Origin of the sequence: Pseudomonas sp. B37(2017) (assembly GCF_002112885.1) — a bacterium.
Classification (GTDB): Bacteria; Pseudomonadota; Gammaproteobacteria; order Pseudomonadales; family Pseudomonadaceae; genus Aquipseudomonas; species Aquipseudomonas paraglycinae.
This window is the reverse complement of the sequence record NZ_NEIX01000001.1, coordinates 760,270-781,525: the sequence shown is the minus strand read 5'-3', so window position 1 is coordinate 781,525 and position 21,256 is coordinate 760,270. Positions and strand designations below refer to the sequence as shown.

The 21,256-nt window shown below is 58.2% G+C and carries 15 protein-coding genes and 1 tRNA gene; 8 read left to right on the top strand and 8 right to left on the bottom strand.

Annotation, left to right across the window (positions count from 1 at the left end; all coding sequences use genetic code 11):
* Positions 1-96, top strand: a tRNA-Sec gene (locus CAF90_RS03585).
* 7 nt (positions 97-103) lie between these two features.
* On the opposite strand, the gene CAF90_RS03580 is transcribed toward CAF90_RS03585, so the two are convergent.
* Positions 104-1,387: an OprD family porin gene (locus CAF90_RS03580; RefSeq protein ID WP_256578419.1), complete on the bottom strand. Its 1,284-nt coding sequence runs from the start codon at positions 1,385-1,387 to the stop codon at positions 104-106.
* Between the two features lie 99 nt (positions 1,388-1,486).
* A complete protein-coding gene (locus CAF90_RS03575; protein WP_085603678.1) occupies positions 1,487-4,108 on the bottom strand; it encodes an EAL domain-containing protein in 2,622 nt (873 codons plus the stop codon).
* Between the two features lie 177 nt (positions 4,109-4,285).
* Here CAF90_RS03575 and CAF90_RS03570 point away from each other — a divergent pair, with 177 nt between their 5' ends.
* Complete coding sequence (locus CAF90_RS03570; protein ID WP_085603676.1) at positions 4,286-6,481, top strand: OsmC domain/YcaO domain-containing protein; 2,196 nt, start codon at positions 4,286-4,288, stop codon at positions 6,479-6,481.
* 67 nt (positions 6,482-6,548) lie between these two features.
* Here the strand turns inward: CAF90_RS03570 and CAF90_RS03565 are convergent, their stop codons facing one another.
* The 3 genes from CAF90_RS03565 to CAF90_RS03555 all read right to left on the bottom strand — a co-directional run bounded on the left by CAF90_RS03565 (position 6,549) and on the right by CAF90_RS03555 (position 11,741).
* Positions 6,549-7,847, bottom strand: a complete 1,299-nt coding sequence (locus CAF90_RS03565; RefSeq protein ID WP_085603673.1) for a carbohydrate porin — start codon at positions 7,845-7,847, stop codon at positions 6,549-6,551.
* Between the two features lie 84 nt (positions 7,848-7,931).
* Positions 7,932-10,337 (bottom strand): glucose/quinate/shikimate family membrane-bound PQQ-dependent dehydrogenase, encoded by a 2,406-nt coding sequence (locus CAF90_RS03560; RefSeq protein ID WP_085603670.1) that lies wholly within the window; start codon positions 10,335-10,337, stop codon positions 7,932-7,934.
* A 270-nt stretch (positions 10,338-10,607) separates the two neighbouring features.
* Entirely contained in the window at positions 10,608-11,741 is a 1,134-nt protein-coding gene (locus CAF90_RS03555; RefSeq protein ID WP_085603667.1) for an aminotransferase class V-fold PLP-dependent enzyme, read from the bottom strand.
* A gap of 148 nt (positions 11,742-11,889) precedes the next feature.
* On the opposite strand from CAF90_RS03555, the gene CAF90_RS03550 reads away from it, so the two are divergent.
* Positions 11,890-12,501, top strand: a complete 612-nt coding sequence (locus CAF90_RS03550) for a dTMP kinase (protein ID WP_085603664.1) — start codon at positions 11,890-11,892, stop codon at positions 12,499-12,501.
* A 199-nt stretch (positions 12,502-12,700) separates the two neighbouring features.
* Here the strand turns inward: CAF90_RS03550 and CAF90_RS03545 are convergent, their stop codons facing one another.
* Positions 12,701-13,216: a cupin domain-containing protein gene (locus CAF90_RS03545; protein WP_085603662.1), complete on the bottom strand. Its 516-nt coding sequence runs from the start codon at positions 13,214-13,216 to the stop codon at positions 12,701-12,703.
* A 383-nt stretch (positions 13,217-13,599) separates the two neighbouring features.
* On the opposite strand from CAF90_RS03545, the gene paoA reads away from it, so the two are divergent.
* From paoA to CAF90_RS03525, 4 genes are read left to right on the top strand one after another with little or no spacing between them, the layout of a single operon-like run.
* The gene (paoA, locus tag CAF90_RS03540; protein WP_139834461.1) at positions 13,600-14,268 is read left to right on the top strand and encodes an aldehyde dehydrogenase iron-sulfur subunit PaoA; all 669 of its coding nucleotides are present in this window, start codon (positions 13,600-13,602) and stop codon (positions 14,266-14,268) included.
* Entirely contained in the window at positions 14,265-15,215 is a 951-nt protein-coding gene (locus CAF90_RS03535; RefSeq protein ID WP_085603659.1) for a xanthine dehydrogenase family protein subunit M, read from the top strand. Before paoA ends, CAF90_RS03535 begins: the two co-directional genes overlap by 4 nt.
* 52 nt (positions 15,216-15,267) lie before the next feature.
* Complete coding sequence (paoC, locus tag CAF90_RS03530) at positions 15,268-17,478, top strand: aldehyde oxidoreductase molybdenum-binding subunit PaoC (RefSeq protein WP_085603656.1); 2,211 nt, start codon at positions 15,268-15,270, stop codon at positions 17,476-17,478.
* Positions 17,479-17,507: 29 nt separating this feature from the next.
* Positions 17,508-18,422: a LysR family transcriptional regulator gene (locus tag CAF90_RS03525; RefSeq protein WP_085603653.1), complete on the top strand. Its 915-nt coding sequence runs from the start codon at positions 17,508-17,510 to the stop codon at positions 18,420-18,422.
* A 5-nt stretch (positions 18,423-18,427) separates the two neighbouring features.
* Here CAF90_RS03525 and CAF90_RS03520 read toward each other — a convergent pair whose 3' ends face one another.
* The gene (locus CAF90_RS03520) at positions 18,428-19,216 is read right to left on the bottom strand and encodes a carboxymuconolactone decarboxylase family protein (protein ID WP_139834460.1); all 789 of its coding nucleotides are present in this window, start codon (positions 19,214-19,216) and stop codon (positions 18,428-18,430) included.
* Positions 19,213-19,704, bottom strand: a complete 492-nt coding sequence (locus CAF90_RS03515; protein ID WP_085603648.1) for a cupin domain-containing protein — start codon at positions 19,702-19,704, stop codon at positions 19,213-19,215. The genes CAF90_RS03520 and CAF90_RS03515 overlap by 4 nt, the downstream gene beginning before the upstream one ends.
* A 266-nt stretch (positions 19,705-19,970) precedes the next feature.
* Between CAF90_RS03515 and CAF90_RS03510 the strand changes: the two genes are divergently transcribed.
* Complete coding sequence (locus tag CAF90_RS03510) at positions 19,971-21,206, top strand: Bcr/CflA family multidrug efflux MFS transporter (RefSeq protein ID WP_085603645.1); 1,236 nt, start codon at positions 19,971-19,973, stop codon at positions 21,204-21,206.
* The last annotated feature ends 50 nt before the right edge of the window (positions 21,207-21,256 follow it).

The following is a 21,256-nucleotide window of genomic DNA, read 5'->3' as shown; positions in this document are numbered from 1 at the left end:
GGAAGGCAATCGCGCCCGGTGGCGCGGCCGGGCTTCAAACCCGGTTGGGGACGGCATCCGTTCCCGGGCAGGTTCGACTCCGGCTGCCTTCCGCCAATTTCCCTCAAAAGCCCAACGGGTACTGGATCACCACGTAGATCCGGTCGATGTCATCGCCCGCCTGGGCGCTGTTGGCCCGGTGCGAAACATGGGACAGCTGCAGCGACAGATCCTTGGCCGCGCCGGACTGGACGATGTAGCGCAGATCGATGTCGCGCTCCCAGTGTTTGCCGCCGTCCCCTTGCTGTGGCTGGTATTGGCCGCTGTCCGCGTCAAACGGGTTATAGGCGCCGCCCTTGGGCGCGTGGGTGCCGTCGATATGACTGCCGGCGACGTAGCGGGTCATGAAATTCAGCCCGGGAATGCCGAAGGCCCCGAGATCGAGGTCGTAGCGCGCTTGCCAGGAGCGCTCGTGGGCACCGTTGAAGTCGGCGTATTTGATCGAGTTGGCCAGGTAAATCGAATCGCCACCGACAAAATCGAACGGCGTGTCGCCATTGATGCGTTGCCAGCCGAGCATCACCGCGTGGGCACCGAAGGTGTATTTGCCCGAGAGGCTGAACGCGGTGTTGTCGATGTCGCCGGCCAGTGCCTGACCGGTGTCGCGGGTGTGGTAGACGTTGGCGTCGAGCAGCAGACCGGACTGTTTGAAATGCAGGTTGGCGTAGTACTGGCGCCAGGTGTCGCTCAGATCGGACGCATACAGCGCACCGCCCACCGGGCTGTCGCTGAACAGGTCGGTGCCGACAAAGCTGATGCTTTCGCCTTGGGTACTGGCGCCATAGCCCTGAAAGTCGCCTCTGCCGGAAGAGCTGTCCTGATTCTTGAACGCCGTGAAACGCCCGGCCACAACGCGCGCGTTTTCGATCTCGCGGCTGTCGAGCAGAAACCCCGTGGCGTATTCCGGTTGCAGGCGTTTGTCCGAAGTGTCGAACACCGGCGTTTCCACGGTCATTTCACCGAAGGCGAGGGTGGTTTTCGAAGTCTTCAACTTCAGCGCACCGCCGGCACTGGAATAGTCGCTTTCACTACGGCCGTCACTGTCCACCGGCAACAGTCCCGTGCCGGAGTGCCCTTTGCCGCCATCGAGTTTCAGACCATAAAAGGCGTGGGCATCGAGGCCAAACCCGACGCTTCCCTCCGTGAAACCGGATGCGAAAGTGCCTATAAACCCCTGAGCCCATTCCTGTTTGTAGTTTTTCCCGGCGGGAGAGGGCGAGCGGTAGTCGTTGCTCAGGTAGAAGTTGCGGCTGAGCACTTCGGTCTTGGCATCGTCGAGAAATCCGCTGGCGAATGCCGAGTCGGCCATTGCGCAATACAACAGTGCCAGGGCGAAACGCGGTTGCATGAAACCTTTCATGTGTCAGTGACCGGCCGTGATGGAAGTCGCCGGATACTGAAGCAAACCGTCGCGCCGCGATTGAGCGGATGTGCTGAGTCAGCGTCCTCAGGTCACCCGGCCTTTTCGCTGTCTGGAAGGATCGACAACAGCGGCTCTTGATGTTTGCAGAAGACTGGCGAAGGCCGCCTTGTCGATCGGGCGACTCATGTAATAACCCTGGACTTCGTTGCATTGATCCTTGCCCAGAATGTCCAGTTGTTCCTCGGTTTCGACGCCTTCGGCGGTCACGGTCAGCCCCATCGCTTTACCCAGTCCGATGATCGCCTGCACCACCGCCCGATCATTGGCGCCGGTGCTGATGGAGGCAATGAAACGTTTGTCGATCTTGATGCCATCGAACGGGTAGGCCCGCAGATAGCCAAGGGAGGAATAACCGGTGCCGAAGTCATCCATGTTCAGGCGCACGCCCAGTTCCTTGAGCGCAGTCATGGTGGTCAACGCGCCGTCCGTGTCGTTGAGCATTACGTTCTCGGTGATTTCCAGCTCCAGCCGGCTGGCCGGGAAGCGAGTACCCACCAGCACTTCGCGTACATCTTCGACCACATCGCTGATCGCAAACTGCGCAGGTGACAGGTTGACCGATAGGAGAATGTCCGCCGGCCAGGTCAGTGCCGTTTCACAAGCCTCACGCAGGACCCAGCGACCCAAGGGAACAATCAGGTCTGTCTGTTCGGCCAGCGGAATGAATAAATCCGGCCCGAGCAACCCTTTGGCAGGATGCTGCCAGCGCACCAGTGCCTCGACCGAAACGATTTCCTTGCCATCGACCTTGTATCGGGGTTGATAGTGCAGCACGAACTCGTTGTTCGTCAGGGCCCTTCGAAGGTCGTCCTCCATCTGCCGACGGGTCTGGATCTGATCGCTCATGTGCGCTTCGAAATAGCACCAGGTGTTCTTGCCTTCGGATTTGGCCTGGTACAGCGCAATGTCCGCGCAACGGATCAGCTCACTGGCCACGTACCCGTGACGCCGGCTCAGGGCGATTCCGACACTGGCGCCGATGTGCAACGGTTGCTGTTCGAAGAGGATGGGCTGATGCAGGCTGCCGATCAGGCGTGTGCAGAATCTGTCGATCTCCTGATGCGTGTCCATGCCGCAGAGCACAACAACGAACTCATCACCGCCCAGACGGGCGACGATATCGTGGTCGCGCGTGCACTCGCGCAGTCGGCCGGCAACCTCCTGCAAAACAGCATCGCCGGCGGGGTGGCCGAGCGAATCGTTGATCGGCTTGAAATTGTCCAGGTCAATCATCAACAGCGACACCGGCGGGGCGTGCTCCTTGAGCAGCAGAGCGTCGTCCAGATAGCGCGACAGTTTGTTGCGGTTGGGCAGTCCCGTCAGCGCGTCATGCAAGGACAGATGCTGGATCTGCGCATGGGCGGCGACTTCATCGGTGATGTCGCTGGCCGTGCCGCGATAGCCGACGACTGCCGCTCTTTCTACGATGGGCCTGGCCGAGAGGCGGCAGTGGCGCTGTTGTTCCTTGCGGTCACGGTAGGTGCAGCGCAGGTCGCTGGCGTTGCTCTCTTCGTCGAGTTTCTTCAGCCACAGATCCAGCGGAGTGGTGTCGCAGACAAGCAAGTGCCCGATGTGCTTCCCGATCCATTGGGCCTGCGGATAGCCGGTGACTGCACTGAACCGGGTCGACAGATAGGTAATGGACAACGCTTCATCCACTTCCCAGATCCAGTCGGACGCCGCTTCGGCCACCGCCCGGAAGCGCTCCTCGCTGGCTTCCAGTGCGCGGTTGGACGCCAGCAGTGCCTGATTCGAGGCCTGCATCGCTTCAAAGCTGTTATCGACATAGCGCGAGGAACGCAACGCATGGCGAAAGAACCAGGCTGTCAGCGCCATCAACACAATCAAAGCAGAGCCGAGGGTGGGCAACAACGACCACAGCAGATGCAGGCCCGGTCGCTCCAGATCCGCAACGAGGCTGTATCCGGTGCTGTCCAGCGGGACGCGGGGCTGGCCCGGGTCGATGCTGTCGTCCGGAGCCAGCGACAGATTGTTCAGCCCGTACCCGCTGCCGATCTTGCGCAGCTTGGTGGGCGTCAGCTTGTCGACGAATACCAGCACCGAGGTCATTTGTGGTTCGCCCACCGGACGCTCATCGTTGGGAAGGATCGCCGCTGCGGTGACCAGCGCCGGCCAGTCTTCGAACAATGAATAAGTACTGACGGGCTTGGTCAGGTCGGGCTGACTCTGCACTTGCTCAACCAGACTGTTCGCCGAAAGATGAAGGAACTGGGGCATTTGCGCATCGAGCATTTGCCCGCGAACGACGGCGTATTTGGTACGTTCCCGATCCAGCACGAACAGACCGTCATAGCCGTCGCTGGTAAACAGGGTCTTGCCCATGTTCTGCTCGGTGTACGCCCAGTTCGTGTCGACCGTACCGCTCAAACGTTCATACGCTGTCGTCCAATAGGCGTAACTGGTGATGTAGTTCTTGGATGCGGTAATCCGGTTTTCCAGCGCCCGGGCCGAATAGAACCGCACGTCGTTGACGTCATCCTCATCCAGTTGAGTAGCAATGCCGAGCAACGCAGCGGTCGCCGCCATCACTCCGGCAATGAACAGCGCGCCCACTGCAATGGCCAGGCGCCGGGTAACAGAGCCTTGCAGGGTGGGTAACGACGTCGCACGGCTGGAGATGTCCATTTGCTCGTCCTTGATCCGGTACTTCTTCAATCTAGAACATCTTCAGCTTCGAGATGTTCAGAAGTTCGCCAAATGTGTCTGACCACTCAGGCCCCGTTGCGCAAAAGCACAAGACTTCACGCTCAAAAGCCGGATAATGGCGGCCAATTTGTTTAGCCCGCTATTCTGGTAACCCGCATGGAAATCAAGGTCAATTTTCTCGACAACCTCCGACTCGAAGCCAAGTTCGATGACTTCACGGTGGTGGCCGACCAACCGATCCGTTACAAGGGCGATGGCTCTGCACCGGGTCCGTTCGACTATTTCCTGGCGTCGTCCGCCTTGTGCGCGGCTTACTTCGTAAAGTTGTACTGCAGCACCCGCAATATCCCGACCGAAAACATTCGTCTGTCGCAGAACAACATTGTCGATCCGGAAAACCGCTACAACCAGATCTTCAAGATCCAGGTCGAGCTGCCGGCGGACATCTCCGAGAAGGATCGCCAGGGTATCCTGCGCTCGATCGACCGTTGCACGGTGAAGAAGGTGGTGCAGGCCGGGCCTGAGTTCGTGATCGAGGAAGTCGAGAACCTTGACGCGGATGCCCAGGCTCTGCTGATGCCGGCTTCCACGTCCGGCGCGGGCACCTGCATTGCCGGTAAAGACCTGCCGCTGGAACAGACCATCGCCAACATGTCGGGGATTCTTGCCGACCTGGGCATGAAGATTGAAATCGCTTCGTGGCGCAACATCGTGCCCAACGTCTGGTCGCTGCACATCCGCGATGCGCAGTCGCCGATGTGCTTCACCAACGGCAAGGGTGCGACCAAAGAGGGCGCGCTGGCCTCGGCGCTGGGCGAGTTCATCGAGCGGCTGAACTGCAACTTCTTCTATAACGATCAGTTCTGGGGCGAAGAGATCGCCAATGCCGAGTTCGTGCATTACCCGGACGAGCGCTGGTTCAAGCCCGGCGCCAAGGATGAGTTGCCTGCGGAAATCCTCGACGAATATTGCCTGGGCATTTACAACCGCGACGGCGAACTGCGCGGCTCGCACCTGTACGACACCAACTCCGGCAACACCCAGCGCGGCATCTGCTCGCTGCCGTTCGTGCGCCAGTCGGACAACGAGGTGGTGTACTTCCCGTCCAACCTGATCGAAAACCTGTTTCTCAGCAACGGCATGAGCGCCGGCAACACCTTGGCTGAAGCCCAGGTGCAGTGCCTGTCGGAAATCTTCGAGCGGGCGGTCAAACGCGAAATCCTCGAAGGCGAAATGGCCCTGCCGGATGTACCGCAAGAGGTGCTGGCGAAATACCCGGGCATCCTCGCTGGGATCAAGGCGCTGGAAGAGCAGGGCTTCCCGGTGCTGGTCAAGGACGCGTCGCTGGGCGGTGAATTCCCGGTGATGTGCGTGACGCTGATGAACCCGCGCACCGGTGGCGTGTTCGCTTCGTTCGGCGCGCACCCGAGCTTCGAAGTGGCGCTGGAACGCAGCCTCACCGAGTTGCTGCAGGGCCGCAGCTTCGAAGGCCTCAACGATCTGCCACAGCCGACGTTCTCGGGCCAGGCCGTGACCGAGCCGAACAACTTCGTCGAGCACTTCATCGATTCCAGCGGCGTGGTGTCGTGGCGCTTCTTCAGTGCCAAGGCGGACTTCGAATTCGTCGAGTGGGATTTCTCCGGCAACGGCGAAAACTCCAACGCCGAAGAAGCCGCGACGCTGTTCGGCATCCTTGAGGACATGGGCAAGGAAGTCTACATGGCGGTCTACGAGCACATCGGCGCCAAGGCTTGCCGCATTCTGGTGCCGGACTATTCGGAGATCTATTCGGTAGAAGACCTGATCTGGGACAACACCAACAAAGCGCTGCAGTTCCGTGCCGACATCCTCAACCTGCACAACTTGAGCAAAGTCGGTCTGCGCAACCTCGCCAAAGGCCTGGAACACAGCGAGTTGGACGATTACACCGACATCACCACGCTGATCGGCATCGAGTTCGACGACAACACGCCATGGGGCAAGTTGACCATCCTTGAACTGCGCCTGCAGATCTACCTCGCCTTGCAGAAGTACGAGCAGGCCAAGGATCTGGTCGAAGCCTTCCTGCAATACAACGACAACACCGTCGAGCGCGGCTTGTTCTATCAAGCGGTCAACGTCGTGCTGGAAATGGAGCTGGACGAAGATCTGGAGCTGGAAGACTACGAAGCCAACTTCCGCCGCATGTTTGGCGACGAACGCATGGATGCGGCGATCGGTTCGGTCAACGGCAGCGTGCGCTTCTACGGTCTGACACCGACCAGCATGAAGCTGGAAGGGCTGGATCGGCACCTGCGTCTGATCGAGAGCTACAAGAAACTGCATGCAGCGCGGGCCAGCTTCGCGGGTTGATTCCGCTGGCAGCACGCACAAAAAAAGCACCTTCGGGTGCTTTTTTTGTGGTCGGCAAATGTTGGCGTCAGAGCGCAGCTTTCACCTGCAAGCCAAACACCAATGCATTGTCGATGTCCTTCCCGGAAAACGCGCCTGGCTCGATGATGTATTGCACATTCGGGCGCAGCGTCAGCCATGGAGTGGCTTGGTAGCCGTAGCCGAGTTCGATCAACTGTTCGGCGCTGTCCAGATTGGGGAACGCTGCGCCATTGTCCAGTGCGGCGTCCTGCAGCACATCGCGGCTGCGCGGGTTCGGCACTGCGCGGCCATAGCCCAGCGCCACGGTGTCGCGCGGGCGGCCTTCGAACGGTTTGTACAGCACCAGGCCGGTGCCGTACCACTTGCTGAACGGCGAAGCTGCTTCGCTGGCCGCCGAATATTGGCCGAAGGCGTGCAGGCTGCGACCTTCGGAGGCGTCCGAAGCCCAGACGGCCTGGTCGATCAGGACGTAATGACCGCCGCGTCCGGACACTTCCTTGTCACTGCCGATGCGTTTGACGTCGGAGCTGTCGTAGTAATAACCGACCTTGTACTCGCCGGGCAGTTTGCCTGCCTGCTTGTAGACTAGCTCGATCGGCACCACGGTGCCGGTGGTGTGTTTCGGGCCCAGGTGCCAGGCGCGGCTGGAGTTGCCGTTACTTTCCGGGTCGACATTGAACGCGGCCACGCGCAGTTGCCAGGCAGGGGAGAGGTCGTATTTCACCCGCACACCCAGGTGGGCGTTGGGGTAGTTGGTCCAGCCGCTGCCACCGGACATGTTCAGCGGATGGCCGCAGAAACCGGCGTTCATGAAGTTGCAGAGGATGCCGCTGTCGAGGCCGCCGAGGTCGTTGCCCATGGCCATGTAGCCGAGCTTGACGTTCAGCGCCGGGGTAAACAGGCTGCGCTCGTAGCTCAGCTCGGTCAGGCGGGTGTAGAGGCCGCCGTAGTTTTCCTGGATCGGCAGACGGTTGCCGACCAGATCTTCCGAGGCACTGTTGCCGCGTCGGTCGTTGATGCTCAACTGGATCTTGCCGGCGTTGTCGACGCCGTACAGTTTGCTCAGGTCGAACTGCGCACCGAGCTTGATGTTCTGCGAATAACGCGCCGAGCGATGCAGGCCGCCGTCGGCGTTGTAGGCGGTTTCGCCGGTATAGTCGCCGGTGAACTTGATGCCATCTTCATCGAGCTGATGACGCAGGCCGCCCCAGTCGCCGGTCAGGGTGTTGCGGGTGAACACGTTCGAATCGGTATCGGCGAGAGCGGGCAGGGCAGCGCCGCAGGTGAGACCGAACAGCATGCCGGTGAAAACCCCGGCGTGAGAAAAGCGAACAGCCAATGACATTGCGCAAATCCAGAGCGAAGGACATGAAACAACGCGGCACCCGAAGGTGCCGCGCACAAGTGAAGTGAAGGAGGGCGCTGCGGTTTATGGCAGGGCGTACGCCATCACGTAGTCGCCACGATCGGTCGACTGACGAGCGCCACCAGCGGTGATGACCACGTATTGCTTGCCGGTTTTCGGCGACACATACGTCATCGGGCCGCCCTGGCTGCCGACTGGCAGACGCGCTTTCCAGACTTCTTCACCGTTGCCGCTGTTGAACGCGCGCAGGTAGAAGTCCTGGGTGCCGGCGATGAAGATCAGGCCGCCCTGGGTCGACAGCGTGCCGCCGAGGGTTGGCAGACCGATCTTGATCGGCAGGTGCATGCGGATGCCCAGCGGGCCGGTGTCTTCAACGGTGCCGACCGGAACTTGCCAGGCGACTTTCTGGGTTTTCATGTCGATAGCGGTCAGCGTACCGAACGGCGGGGCCTGGCACGGAATGCCGGCGACCGACAGGAAGCGGTTCTTGTTCACCGCGTAAGGCGTGCCTTTCAGCGGAACGGCACCCATACCGGTGTTCAACGCTTCGCCACCGGAGGTTGCCTTGCCTGTGTTCTGCGACGGGATCATCTGAATCCACAGACCCAGGCGCATGTCGTTGACGAAGATGAAGCCGTGCACCGGGTCAGTCGAGATGCTGCCCCAGTTCATGCCGCCCAGCGAACCCGGGAAGCTCAGGGATTTGTCAGTGCCCGGCGCGGTGTACAGCCCGTCGTAACGCATCGACTTGAAGTCGATCCGGCACAGCAACTGGTCGTACGGCGTGGCGCCCCACATGTCCGATTCGGTCAGGTGCTGGGCACCGATCTGCGGCATGCCGACCGATTTCGGCTGGGTTGGCGAGTAGGGTTCGTTCGGAATGTTCGACGCCTTCACCGGTACTTCTTTAACGTCGGTCAGTGGTTTGCCGGTGGCGCGGTCGAGCACGTAAATCTGCCCGGCCTTGGTGCCGATCACCACCGCCGGCACGGTTTTACCGTCCTTGGTGAAATCGATCAGGCTTGGCTGCATCGGCAGGTCGAAGTCCCAGAGGTCGTTGTGCACGGTCTGGTAGACCCACTTTTCTTCGCCGCTGTTGGCGTCCAGCGCCAGGATCGAAGCGCCGTAGGTGTGATCCAGTTTGCTGCGCTCGACACCATAGATATCGGTGGACGAGCTGCCCATCGGCAGGAAGATCGTGTTGGTCGCCGGGTCATAGGACATCGGCGCCCAGCTGTTCGGCGTGCTGCGCACGTAGGTGCTGCCGTCTGCCGGTGCCTTTTTATCCTGCGGATTGCCCGGGTCGAACGCCCAGCGCATGGCGCCGGTCATCACGTCGAAACCACGGATCACGCCGCCCGGCATGTCGGTCTGCACGTTGTCGGCCACACGACCGCCAACCACCACGGTGGTGCCGGCCATCAGCGGCGCGGAGGACAATTGATAGTAGCTGTCCGGAACATCACCCAGACCGGCCTTCAGATCGACCTGGCCGTTGTTGCCGAAACCCTGGCAGAACTCGCCGGTGTCGGCATCGACCGCGATCAGGCGGGCGTCGATGGTGTTGGTCAGCAGACGGCGTGTGCAGTTGGCGGCGGGAGCGGCCGGGGTATCGGTCACAGGCGAGCTGGCCGGTTTGGCGACGGCGGCGCTGGCGTCGAAATACGCCATGCCACGGCAACGCTGCCAGACTTTGGATTGAGCGTTGATCGCGTTTTTCCAGAGTTCTTTGCCGGTATCGGCATCCAGCGCGATCAGGTTGTTGTGCGGGGTGCAGATGAAGACTTTGTTGCCGATCTGCAGCGGAGTCAGTTGGTCCTCGGCACCGTTGCCGTCGCTCTCGGCGATATCGCCGGTGTGGTAGGTCCACGCGACTTTCAACTTGTCGACGTTGCTGCGATTGATCTGGTCCAGCGCGGCGAAGCGGCTGCCACCCTCGGTATTACCGTAGTGCGCCCAGTCTTTCTGCGCCTTTTCCGGCTCGACCGGCGTCAGGCCCGGGCCGGTGCCTGTAGGGGCGACGGTCGGGTGCGCGACGAACATGTTGCCGGCAGCCACGGCCAGTCCAACCGCCAGAACAGCCGCAACACCGTAGGCACCACGACCCGCAACGTCGCCATTGGCGCGCTTGAGCAGCGGATAGACCAGCGCGACCACCAGGCCCACGGCGCTGAACATGAACAGACGCGAAAACACCGGCCAGAACACCAGCCCTGCGTCGATGACTGCCCAGATCGCCGTCCCCAGCAGGAACGCCGCGAACAGCCAGGCACCGGAAGGCTTGCGGCGTGCGATCAGCAGACCGGAAATGGCCATCGCCAGACCACCCACCAGGAAGTACCAGGAGCCTCCCAGGCTGACCAATTTCACACCGCCAGCGGCCAGTGCCAGGCCGAGCAGGGCGATGATCACGCCCAGCCCGACCAGAATGAATGTTGATATGCCCGAGAGGCGTTGACTCTGCTTCACGTTGAATGTCCCGTTGAAATGAGGAGGGCATTATATAGTTAGGTAACTACCTAGTTAAATCACTAATTCAGAATGAAAGGGGTTTTGGCGCTAAATGGTGCGACGAATCGACGCTGGCCTTGTCATCGCGGATCCTCAGCGGCTATTGGAACGGTGGAAAAGTCTTTTATTTGCCAGCGGATATGGAATTTATGACAGGTTGATCAGGCTTGTTGGTTCCCGCCGCACAGAATCGGCGGGAACGGTATTGGCTGTGGGCGAGGTGAGGGCTTAGCTAACCATCACCTCATCCAGTGCCTGCTCAAGGGTGCTGACCGTACGCTCGATGTTGTGCAGCTTTTCGAGTCCGAACAGACCGATGCGGAAGGTCTGGAAGTCAGCCGGTTCGTCGCATTGCAACGGCACCCCGGCGGCGATCTGCAAACCGTGGCTGGCAAATTTCTTACCGTTTTTGATATCGGCATCATCGGTGTAGCTCACCACGACGCCTGGGGCCTGAAAACCGGCTGCGGCCACGCTTTTGAAGCCTTTGCCGGTCAACATGGCGCGCACCCGATCGCCCAGAGCCTGTTGTTCGTCGCGGACCTTTTCGAAACCGTAGGCTTGCGTCTCTTTCATTACGTCGTTGAACCGCGCGAGGGAATCGCTGGGCATGGTCGCATGGTAGGCATGTCCGCCTTGTTCGTAGGCCTGCATGATCTGCAGCCACTTTTTCAGGTCGCAGGCGAAGCTGCTGCTTTGCGTCTGCTCGATGCGTTCGAGGGCCAGAGCACTGAACATCACCAGGGCGCAGCACGGGGAGGCGCTCCAGCCTTTTTGCGGTGCGCTGATCAGCAGGTCGACGGCGCACTTGTGCATATCAACCCAAAGCGTGCCGGAAGCGATGCAGTCCAGCACGAACAGCCCATCCACCGCATGCACGGCGTCGCCGACGGCCCGCAGGTACTCGTCGGGCAGGATGATCCCTGATGAGGTTTCAACGTGGGGGGCGAAGACAATCTGCGGCCTCGAAGCCGCAATGGCTGCCAGCACTTCGTCCAGTGGTGGCGGGGCGTAGGCAGCCTGGCGACCCGTTTCGACCGGTCGGGCTTTCAGTACCGCAGTGGCCGCCGGGATGTTGCCCGTCTCAAGGATCTGGCTCCAGCGATAACTGAACCAGCCGTTGCGTATCACCAGACATTGCTGGCCGGTGGCGAACTGGCGCGCCACCGCTTCCATGCCGAATGTGCCGCTGCCCGGAACCACCGCAACCGCCTCGGCGTTGTAGACCTGTTTCAGGGTCTTGGAAATGTTCTTCATCACGGCCTGAAATGACTGCGACATGTGGTTGAGCGAGCGGTCGGTGTAAACCACTGAGTACTCGATAAGCCCTTCGGGATCGATTCCGGGATATAGCTTTGACATGGGGTGGCTCCTTATGCGATTCCCTGGCAGTCAAAAGGTCTGGCGAACATCATTGGGAAGCAAGTCTAGGCAAAGGGCAGGGATGAGCTGATTGAATTACAGAAATGAAGATAGAGTGGTCACCAATGCCTCAATCGTTGTGTGAAAAATGAATCGTCCGCTGTTTATTTCTCTGGATGGGCCAAAAGGAACCGGCAAAACCACATTATTGGAAGCCGTCACGGCAGTACTGAGGGCCGACAACAAGAAAGTCATCCGGCTTTGCGAGAGAAAAAGCGATCCTTACCGGGGTGCCACCATGGCCCTCGTTAACGAACTTGCCAGAAATCCCTCCCGGGACCTGGAGTGGGCTGTGTGTCAGCGCTTTGCTGAGAGCCGCAGTTGGATCTCCCGGCACGTGCTGACTGAACAACCGCTGGACAGCATTATCCTGATCGATCGCTGGTATCCGTCTGACGCCGCGTTTCGCCATACCGTCTCGTTTGCAGAGATTCTCCAGTTGAATATCGAGCAAAACGTGCAGGTGCCAGACCTGCATGTCGGAGTCGTCACCACGCCGGATATTTCATGGGCCAGGGCAACGGCACGATCCAGAGGACTGGGCGGTACTGTGATTCAAAAGCACGCTGAGCATGTCGCGTGTACGGAGATGTTTGAGCAAGCGGCTGCGGATCACGGCTGGGTTTTGTGCCGTAATGAAGGAACGATCGAAGGCGCTACGATGCAGGTGGTTTCTGAGATCTATGAATTGTTTAGCTGATTGGCGAGGTGGGTCACCGAGGTTTCGGTAGGGATTGGTAAAGTTCCGCTCAGACACATCATTTAACATAATATACATTACACGTAACAAAGTATTACGAAGTCAGCCCGGTTGCGCACACCATTTCAATCTCTAGCATCGCTCTCAAATGGCCTGATCCTTGATGCCCGCTTATCGCTCTATTTGAAATGTGCTGCTCTCAATCCTCGTCACGCGTCAGCTTTTCAATCAGCGCTCGATGCTGTGGATACTGCGCTGTGAGTTTCTGCCGATTCCCCATTTCCATATCCGCGAAATCAAATCCTGGTGAAACCGCTTCGCTGATCAAGCCAAATCCGTTCTCGCCATTCAGCAATCTGGACGCTTTCCAGATTCCGCCCGGTACGTGCAATTGCAGTTGTTGTCCGGCCAGAACGTCGCTGCCCATCACCAGCGTTTGCAGTGAACCGTCGGCATGAATCAGGCTGTATTCAATGGCATCGCCCAGATGGAAATAATGCAGGATGTCGGAATGATTGAAATGGAACTGACCCACTGGCGATTCTTCTGTCAGCAAGTAGTAAATCGACGTCATCAGATAACGCGGCCCGCCGGTGGTTTCGAGCATATCCCGGTGGTCTGCCTGATAGGTTCTGCGAAAGAATCCGCCTTCGACGTGAGGTTCAAGGTCAAGTGATGCGATCAGGTTTGACGCTGTAATCAGGCGTGGATTCATGACCTGCTCCATCGTTTTCAATACGTTCTGTAATAACTCGACTAAACGGTCATTTAGTTTAGTTATAATATAATGCTGGCTCGCAAGTAGGTCTGAAGTGCCCAGTCCAGTAGAACTGTGCCGTGCATTGGGCCAAAAAGCTCCAATGTCAGAGTCGCTCTTGCTCTGATGACGAAATCTCTCCGCAGCTGCCTGGAGTATTTCTTCCCAGCCCTCCTCCAATATCTTTCGTCACGCAACCTGGGTGTTGCCATGGATTGCTGAGCAATGCTCATGGATTCATTCTCAAAACGCCAGTTATCAGCAGCAACACAGTGTCATAGGCTTCCATGATGCACAGTCCGGCAAAATTGCTTCTTCAAGCCGCGCAAATGGAGACGTTGATGAATTCTAGAAATCCCACCGCCCCCGGAGCTGGAATAGAACTATCCCGTCGAGAAATGCTGATTGGTACCGCAGGTACTGCAGTCACAGCCGTTTTAGCGAAAGTCGATGATGCCCGAGCGACATCCAACACCAAAACAGCAGCGCAGAGCCCGCCAGGAAATCATGTGACGTTCACCCTCAATGGGCGGCGAGTTGCACTAGAGGTCGACAACCGCACCACACTCCTGGACGCACTTCGAGAAAGGCTGCATTTAACCGGCAGCAAAAAAGGCTGTGACCATGGCCAGTGCGGCGCATGTACGGTGATCGTCGAAGGCCGACGAATAAACTCATGCCTCACGCTTGCAGTGATGCACGAGGGTGAAAGCATCACCACCATTGAAGGGCTAGGTACCCCGAACAACCTGCACCCTCTTCAATCGGCTTTCATCAAGCACGACGGCTATCAATGCGGTTACTGCACGCCCGGGCAAATTTGCTCGGCCGTCGCGATGCTAGACGAGATAAAGGCCGGCATACCCAGCCATGTCAGTAGCGACTTGATCGCCAGCAGCACCGTCACAGCCGCTGAAATCCGCGAACGCATGAGTGGAAATATCTGCCGTTGCGGTGCGTACTCCAACATCGTCGATGCCATTCAAGAGATAGCCGGGGGTGAGGCGTGAAATCCTTTACGTACGAGCGTGTCACCTCTTTACAGCAAGCGATGAACGCCGCTGCCCAAAATCCAGGTGCGCGGTTCATCGCTGGCGGCACTAATTTGCTCGATTTGATGAAACTGGAGATAGAAACTCCCCAGCACCTGATAGATGTAAACGGGCTGTCGCTCGATAAAATCACCCCGACCGAGGACGGCGGGCTAAGGATCGGCGCCATGGTGCGTAACACTGACTTGGCTGCTGCGCCTCAGGTGCGTCGAGACTACGCCGTACTATCCAAGGCACTGCTCGCGGGAGCGTCAGGGCAATTGCGTAACAAAGCCACAACGGCAGGCAATCTGTTGCAACGCACCCGGTGCGCCTACTTTTACGATACCAATCAACCTTGCAACAAGCGGCGTCCGGGTGCCGGTTGCCCTGCATTAGGTGGAGCCAGTCGGCAACAAGCAATCATCGGGGTCAGCGATGCCTGCATTGCCAGCCACCCCAGTGATATGGCTGTGGCGATGCGAGCATTGGGCGCAAGGGTAGAAACACTTAACTCGGGTGGCCAGGTCAGAACGATTGATCTCGCCGACCTTTACAGCGCACCGGGTGCCGCCCCACATATCGAGAACATCCTGAACGCCGGCGAACTGATCACTGCCGTAACGCTGCCTAAGCCTTTAGGGGGCGAGCATATCTATTACAAGGTTCGTGACCGCACCTCTTACGCGTTTGCACTGGTTTCTGTCGCGGCGATCGTGCTGCCAGACCGCACCGGGCAACTCGCTCTGGGAGGCGTGGCGTACAAGCCTTGGCGAAGTGAAGAGGCCGAAGCTTATCTGCCTGACGGCGCGAACGCCGTTGCCACTCATTTGCTGGCTGGCGCTAATCCTACCGCGCAAAACGCCTTCAAGATCAAACTTGCGGAGCGGACGATTGGCCTTGCTCTCTCCACTGCATCTTCCTAAGCAACATCACCGGTATTGCACGGCTGCTGTCGATTGACCAGGAGTAAGCCTCATGAAGTTTGATACGCCTGCGAGCACCAACCCTATTGATCAAATGAAGGTGATTGGTCAACCCAAGGATCGCCTTGAAGGCAAATTGAAAACAACAGGCACGGCGACCTATGCCTACGAACAACAAGCCGCTGTCAGCCCCCCGGCTTACGGCTATGTCGTAGGTTCAGCAATCGCCAAGGGCCGGATCTCCTCTATTGATTCGAGCGAAGCACGCCAAGCCAGCGGCGTTATCGCAATCGTCACCCATGAGAATGCGGGCCAACTGGACAGGGGTGAGTTTTACGTTGATCGCGCACTTGCCGGCCCAAAGATCGACCACTATCACCAGGCCGTAGCAATTGTCGTCGCACAGACGTTTGAACAAGCAAGAGCCGCTTCGACTCTGCTTCGGGTCTACTACGTAAGAGAGCCTGGCACCTACGACCTCGCCGCACAGAAAGCTTCAGCCAAGACACCCGCGCCGGGTGCGTTCGGCCCTCCTCCGCACACGGTAATCGGGGATTTCGAAGGCGCGTTCAAGCAGGCAGCGGTCACACTCGATGGTCATTACACCACCCCGGATCACGCCCACGCGATGATGGAGCCTCACGCCACCATCGCTCAGTGGCAGGGTGACAAACTGACGCTATGGACATCCATTCAGCAGATGAACTGGGGAGTCAGAGACCTGGCAAAAACCTTGGGTATATCCAAAGACAACATTCACCTGATCTCGCCCTACATCGGCGGTGGTTTTGGGGGTAAAGGCACGATTCTCTGCGACGCCGTATTGGCGTCTCTTGCCGCGAGGGCGGCCGGCCGGCCAGTGAAAGTCGCACTCCCCCGCCCGCTCATGTTCAACAACCTGACCCATAGACCCGCGACGATTCAAAGAATCCGGCTCGGTGCAAACCCGGACGGCAGACTCACTGCCATCGGTCACGAGAGCTGGTCGGGCAATCTGCGCGGTGGTCGCACTGAAGCCGCCACTGCATCGACCCGAACCTTGTATGCGGGCGCGAACCGTATGACCCGTTTGTATCTTGCCGAACTTGACCTTGCCGAAGGTAGCGCTATGCGCGCGCCTGGTGAAGCACCAGGCATGATGGCACTGGAAATTGCCATGGATGAGCTGGCTGAGAAGCTAGGAATGGATCCGCTGAAGTTTCGCGTCATAAACGATACCCAGGTAGACCCGGAGCAGCCGGATCGCCGGTTCTCTCAGCGCCAGTTAGTCGAATGCCTGAATACGGGAGCCGATCATTTCGGCTGGGCTCGACGTAATCCCCTTCCAGCTAAAGAACTGCATGACGGTTGGTGGACAGGATTGGGGATGGCGTCCGCGATTCGGGGCGCACCCACGACGAAGTCAGCTGCTCGCGTGCGGCTTGATCGCAAAGGCTTGGTCACCGTCGAAACCGACATGACCGATATTGGCACCGGCACTTACACAATCATTGCTCAAACGGCGGCAGAAATGATGGGCGTGGACATGGAGAAAGTGAACGTCTATCTGGGCGACTCACGGTTCCCGGAATCATCGGGTTCAGGCGGCCAATGGGGCGCAGCCTCATCCACGGCGGGCGTCTATGCTGCTTGTATGCAACTTAGAGAAGCCGTCGCAACCAAGTTGGGCCTCGATCCGAAAAAAACCGAATTTATCGATGGTCACGTCCGTGAAGGATCGAAAAACCTACCATTGGCACAAGCGACAAAAGACGGCGACTTGCAGGCCGAAGACGTCATGGAGTTTGGCGACTTGGCTAAGCAGTATGCCCAACAAACCTTTGGCGCTCACTTCGTGGAGGTTGGTGTAAACGCGGCCACCGGCGAAATTCGCATCCGTCGCCAGTTGGCAGTGTGCGCTGCAGGCAGAATACTTAATCCCAAAACAGCACGCAGTCAGATCATCGGGGGGATGACCATGGGCGCAGGTGCAGCGCTTATGGAGGAAATGATTGTGGATCACCGCTTGGGCTATTTTGTTAATCACGATCTGGCTGGCTACGAAGTGCCGGTGCATGCCGACATCCCCCACCAGGAGGTAATTTTCCTGGATGAAGTTGACGCCTATGCGACTCCGCTGAAGGCTAAAGGCGTAGGCGAACTCGGTATTTCAGGAGCGGCAGCGGCGATTGCCAACGCTGTTTATAACGCGACCGGCATAAGGGTTCGTGATTACCCCATTACACTCGACAAGTTGATTGACCATTTGCCCGCTGTGGGCTGACCTTACCGCTTTTTGCTTCGGAGTCATCAATGCAACTGAGCCGCACGAACCTGGCAGATATCGTTTATTTTCTTGCCATCGCTCGGCATCAAAGCTTCAGAAAGGCGGGGCTGGACGTGGGCATTAGCGCGTCTGCGCTGAGCCATGCCATTAAAGGTCTGGAGACACGGCTTGGCGTTCGACTGCTCAATCGCACCACCCGAAGCGTGACACTCACGGCGGCCGGCGAGGAGCTGCAAAGCCTCATCAGCACTCCCGTAAATGATATCGGGCAGGCGCTGGAGACACTGAACCGGCTACGCGATGAACCAGCCGGGCGTATCCGCCTGAACGTCCTGAGCGACGGGGCAAAACTGCTGCTCGGCCCCGTTCTCCCGGTTTTCATAGACCGCTATCCGGACATCGAGGTTGACCTCACCGTGACCAACCGAATGGTCGATGTCATCGGCGATGGCCATGATGCAGGGATTCGTTTCGGTGGCACGGTACCCGAAGACATGATCGCTCAAAGACTCTCTCCCGATGTGGCATGGGCCGTCGTTGGAGCGCCTGCTTACCTTGAGCGATTCGGTACCCCGCTACATCCGGAAGAGCTGTACCAACATCGGTGTTTACGCGTGCGTCTGGGGAATGCACGCATCTACCACTGGCAATTCTCGAAGGGGGATCAACAGATGGAGATAGACGCGCCGGGCGCCATTACTATCGATGAGACCCGGGTCGGTGTAGCGATGGCAATGCGCGGCGCCGGCTTGATGTATGTGCCTGCGAAGGTCGTCGAACGACAGATCGCGGAAGGCTCCCTGCGGCGAGTCCTTGAGGACTGGACTCACCATGACCCCGGTTTTCACATCTATTACTCAAGCTTCAGACAGGTTCCCGTAGGCATTCGCCTGCTGATTGACCTTATCCGCGAGCTGGAACCCATGGGGCCACTCCCCTAGCGATTTCAGCTCGCCTGCCGCTTCGTGAAGACATCGCTAAATACCGGCACGGCTGAGAAGGCGTTAGGCCAGCCAGCATAGAACGCCAGATGTGAAAGCAACTCGGAAGCCTCGGTCTGCGTCAGGCCATTGTCCATCGCACGATTGAGGTGGTAACTGATCTGCGCAACTTGACCGTTTGCCACTAACGTCGTAACAGTAATCAAACTACGGTCTCTGGGCGCAAGGCCCGGCCGCAGCCACAGGTCATTGAATAACGCACTGGTGGTGAACTTCACTAACCCAGGCGAAACTGGCCCAACAGATTTGTCGACAGCCGCGACGCGTGCGTCTTCGGCAGCCTGATCGATAGGCAGCAGTACGGGCGACACCGGCGCCAGTTGGTCGGAGGCTATGCCGTGCTTGCTAAACACCTCTTTTGCGATCGGCGCTGCTCCAGCGGCGTTACCCCAACCTGAATAAAACGCGAGATGGTTGATCGCTTCGGATAGCTCCAAAGGCGTCACTCCATTCTTCAATGCAAGATCCAAGTGAGCGGCCAACTCGGCTGTCTGACCTCTTGCAATCAGGACGGCTACCGTCGCCAGGCTGCGGTCGCGGGCAGACAACTCCGAGCGCTTCCAAACCTCACCAAGAAGAAGGTTGTCCGCGTTGTGAGCCATTATCGGAGATGTGGCGCGTATATCGGCTGAAGCAGGCATGTTAGAAGTTTCCTTGATCGGCACCCCCTGAGGGGTGGCGCATGCAGACAAACACATCGCTAATGTTGCTGCTGCAAATGTGCGAATAATCATAATGAAGCGCCGTACTGGGCTTCGGTGACAGGCTCAAGCCACTCAACATTTTTGCCGTCAAGCGCCTCTTGAATGGCCATGTGAGTTACGCCGGTCGTGCTCGTCGCACCGTGCCAATGTTTGACGCCTGGAGGAGTCCAAATTACGTCTCCAGGCCTGATAACCTGTTTATCAACGCCCTCTTGTTGAACCCATCCGGTACCCGTCGTGACTACCAGCATTTGTCCCAACGGGTGGGTGTGCCACATCGATCGTGCCCCTGGTTCAAAGGTCACATACCCTGCCGAGACATTCGACGGCGCTGGTACGGTGAAGAGAGGGTCAATGCGTGCATGACCGACGAAATTTTTGGGGGCTCCGATTACTGATGCCCGCTCTCCATTTCTCACGATAGTCATGGATTGTGCAGATAGGGCCTCAGCAGCACAGGCATTAAATGCGATGGTGGCCAATAGGGCGACTGTTGGCATGGCTGCTCTCAGGCGCATCGGTAGCTCCTTGCTGAATGAGTAGAGTTGCGACCAACTTAATGGATGTCTCTACGTGCAACTACCGGCTGTTGGGTTTATGAACCGATGAGCAAAGCTCAGCAATACCCCAGTGCCACCTCAACAATTCTGCTCCGTTAGCATGTTGCCGATTCATGAGCACAGCTCAGTGGTACGTCCTGATCGGCCATATTTTTCTCCGGCAGCCATTGCATTAGGCTGAACGTCCAACTAAAGCACCTGAGTGAGAGCTCCAATTTTTCTCCATGAATCAACTGGACTTAACTTCCCAAAAGCCCGAGCAACTGGAATCAAAAAAGTCGGATACACACCAGGATCACGGTCTGAGTATCTTGCTGATTCTGAGCCTGTTGATGGCGTTCGCCTCTATCTCCACCGACTTATACCTCCCAGCCATGCCGGAAATGGCAAAGGCACTAAACGTAAGTGGCGGTACTCTGCAGTTTACCGTCACGGGCTACCTCATCGGGTTCAGCACGGGACAGCTATTCTGGGGGCCAATCAGTGATCGCTTCGGCCGAAAACTACCCGTTGCTATCGGGCTGATACTTTTCATCATTGGCTCGGCAGGTTGCGCACTGGCCACGGATGGCAGCCATATTATTTTCTGGCGCGTCGTGCAAGCGCTGGGGGCGTGCGCGAATGTCGTGCTGGCGCGTGCGATGGTGCGAGACCTTTATAAAGGCCGTAAAGCGGCCCAAAAGATGTCCACGCTCATGACCATCATGGCCATAGCCCCGCTCGCGGGGCCGACAGTGGGTGGGCAAATTTTACGGTTCGGCTCATGGCAAGCCATTTTCTGGAGCCTGGTGTTCATCGCCGTGGTGACGTTGATCAGCCTCTACAAGCTGCCGGAAACCCTGCCACATAAGCAACGCAGCCCTGCCTCGCTCAAGCAAATTGTCAAACGGTATGGCAGTTTCTTTCGTGACAGTCGCTTCTTGGGCTACACAGCAGCCGGCGCATTTTTTTACGCGGGAACATTCGCTTACATCGCCGCCTCACCCTTTGCGTACATCACGTATTACCACGTTTCACCGCAATTTTACGGCCTGCTATTTGCAGCAGGGATTATCGGCATGATGGTCACCGCCCAAATAAACGCGAGGCTCCTGAAGCGCTACGACACAGAAACGATGATGCTGGTAGGGGCATCATTGTCAGCCTGCGCCGGCTTGATACTGGTGGTTAATACCTGGGCAAATTGGGGTGGGCTGCCGTTGATGATCTTCGCTTGCCTGCTCTTCGTTGCAGCGACAGGGATGGTGTTGGCCAACTCGGTAGCGGGTGCCCTGAATTGCTTTCCAGACGCCAGTGGTTCCGCATCTGCATTGATTGGTGCATTGCAATACGGCTGTGCCATGCTCGGATCAGCAGCAGTGGCGTTTTTTGCCAATGGCACGCCTCTACCGCTGGGCACTGTACTGGCAGTCTGCGGTGCAGGTTGTTTACTTTGCGCATTCTGGGTTTCAAGAACCTGAACTTGGCGCTTTGACTAAGCTGATTATCAAACCCTCCCTGACTGGATAGT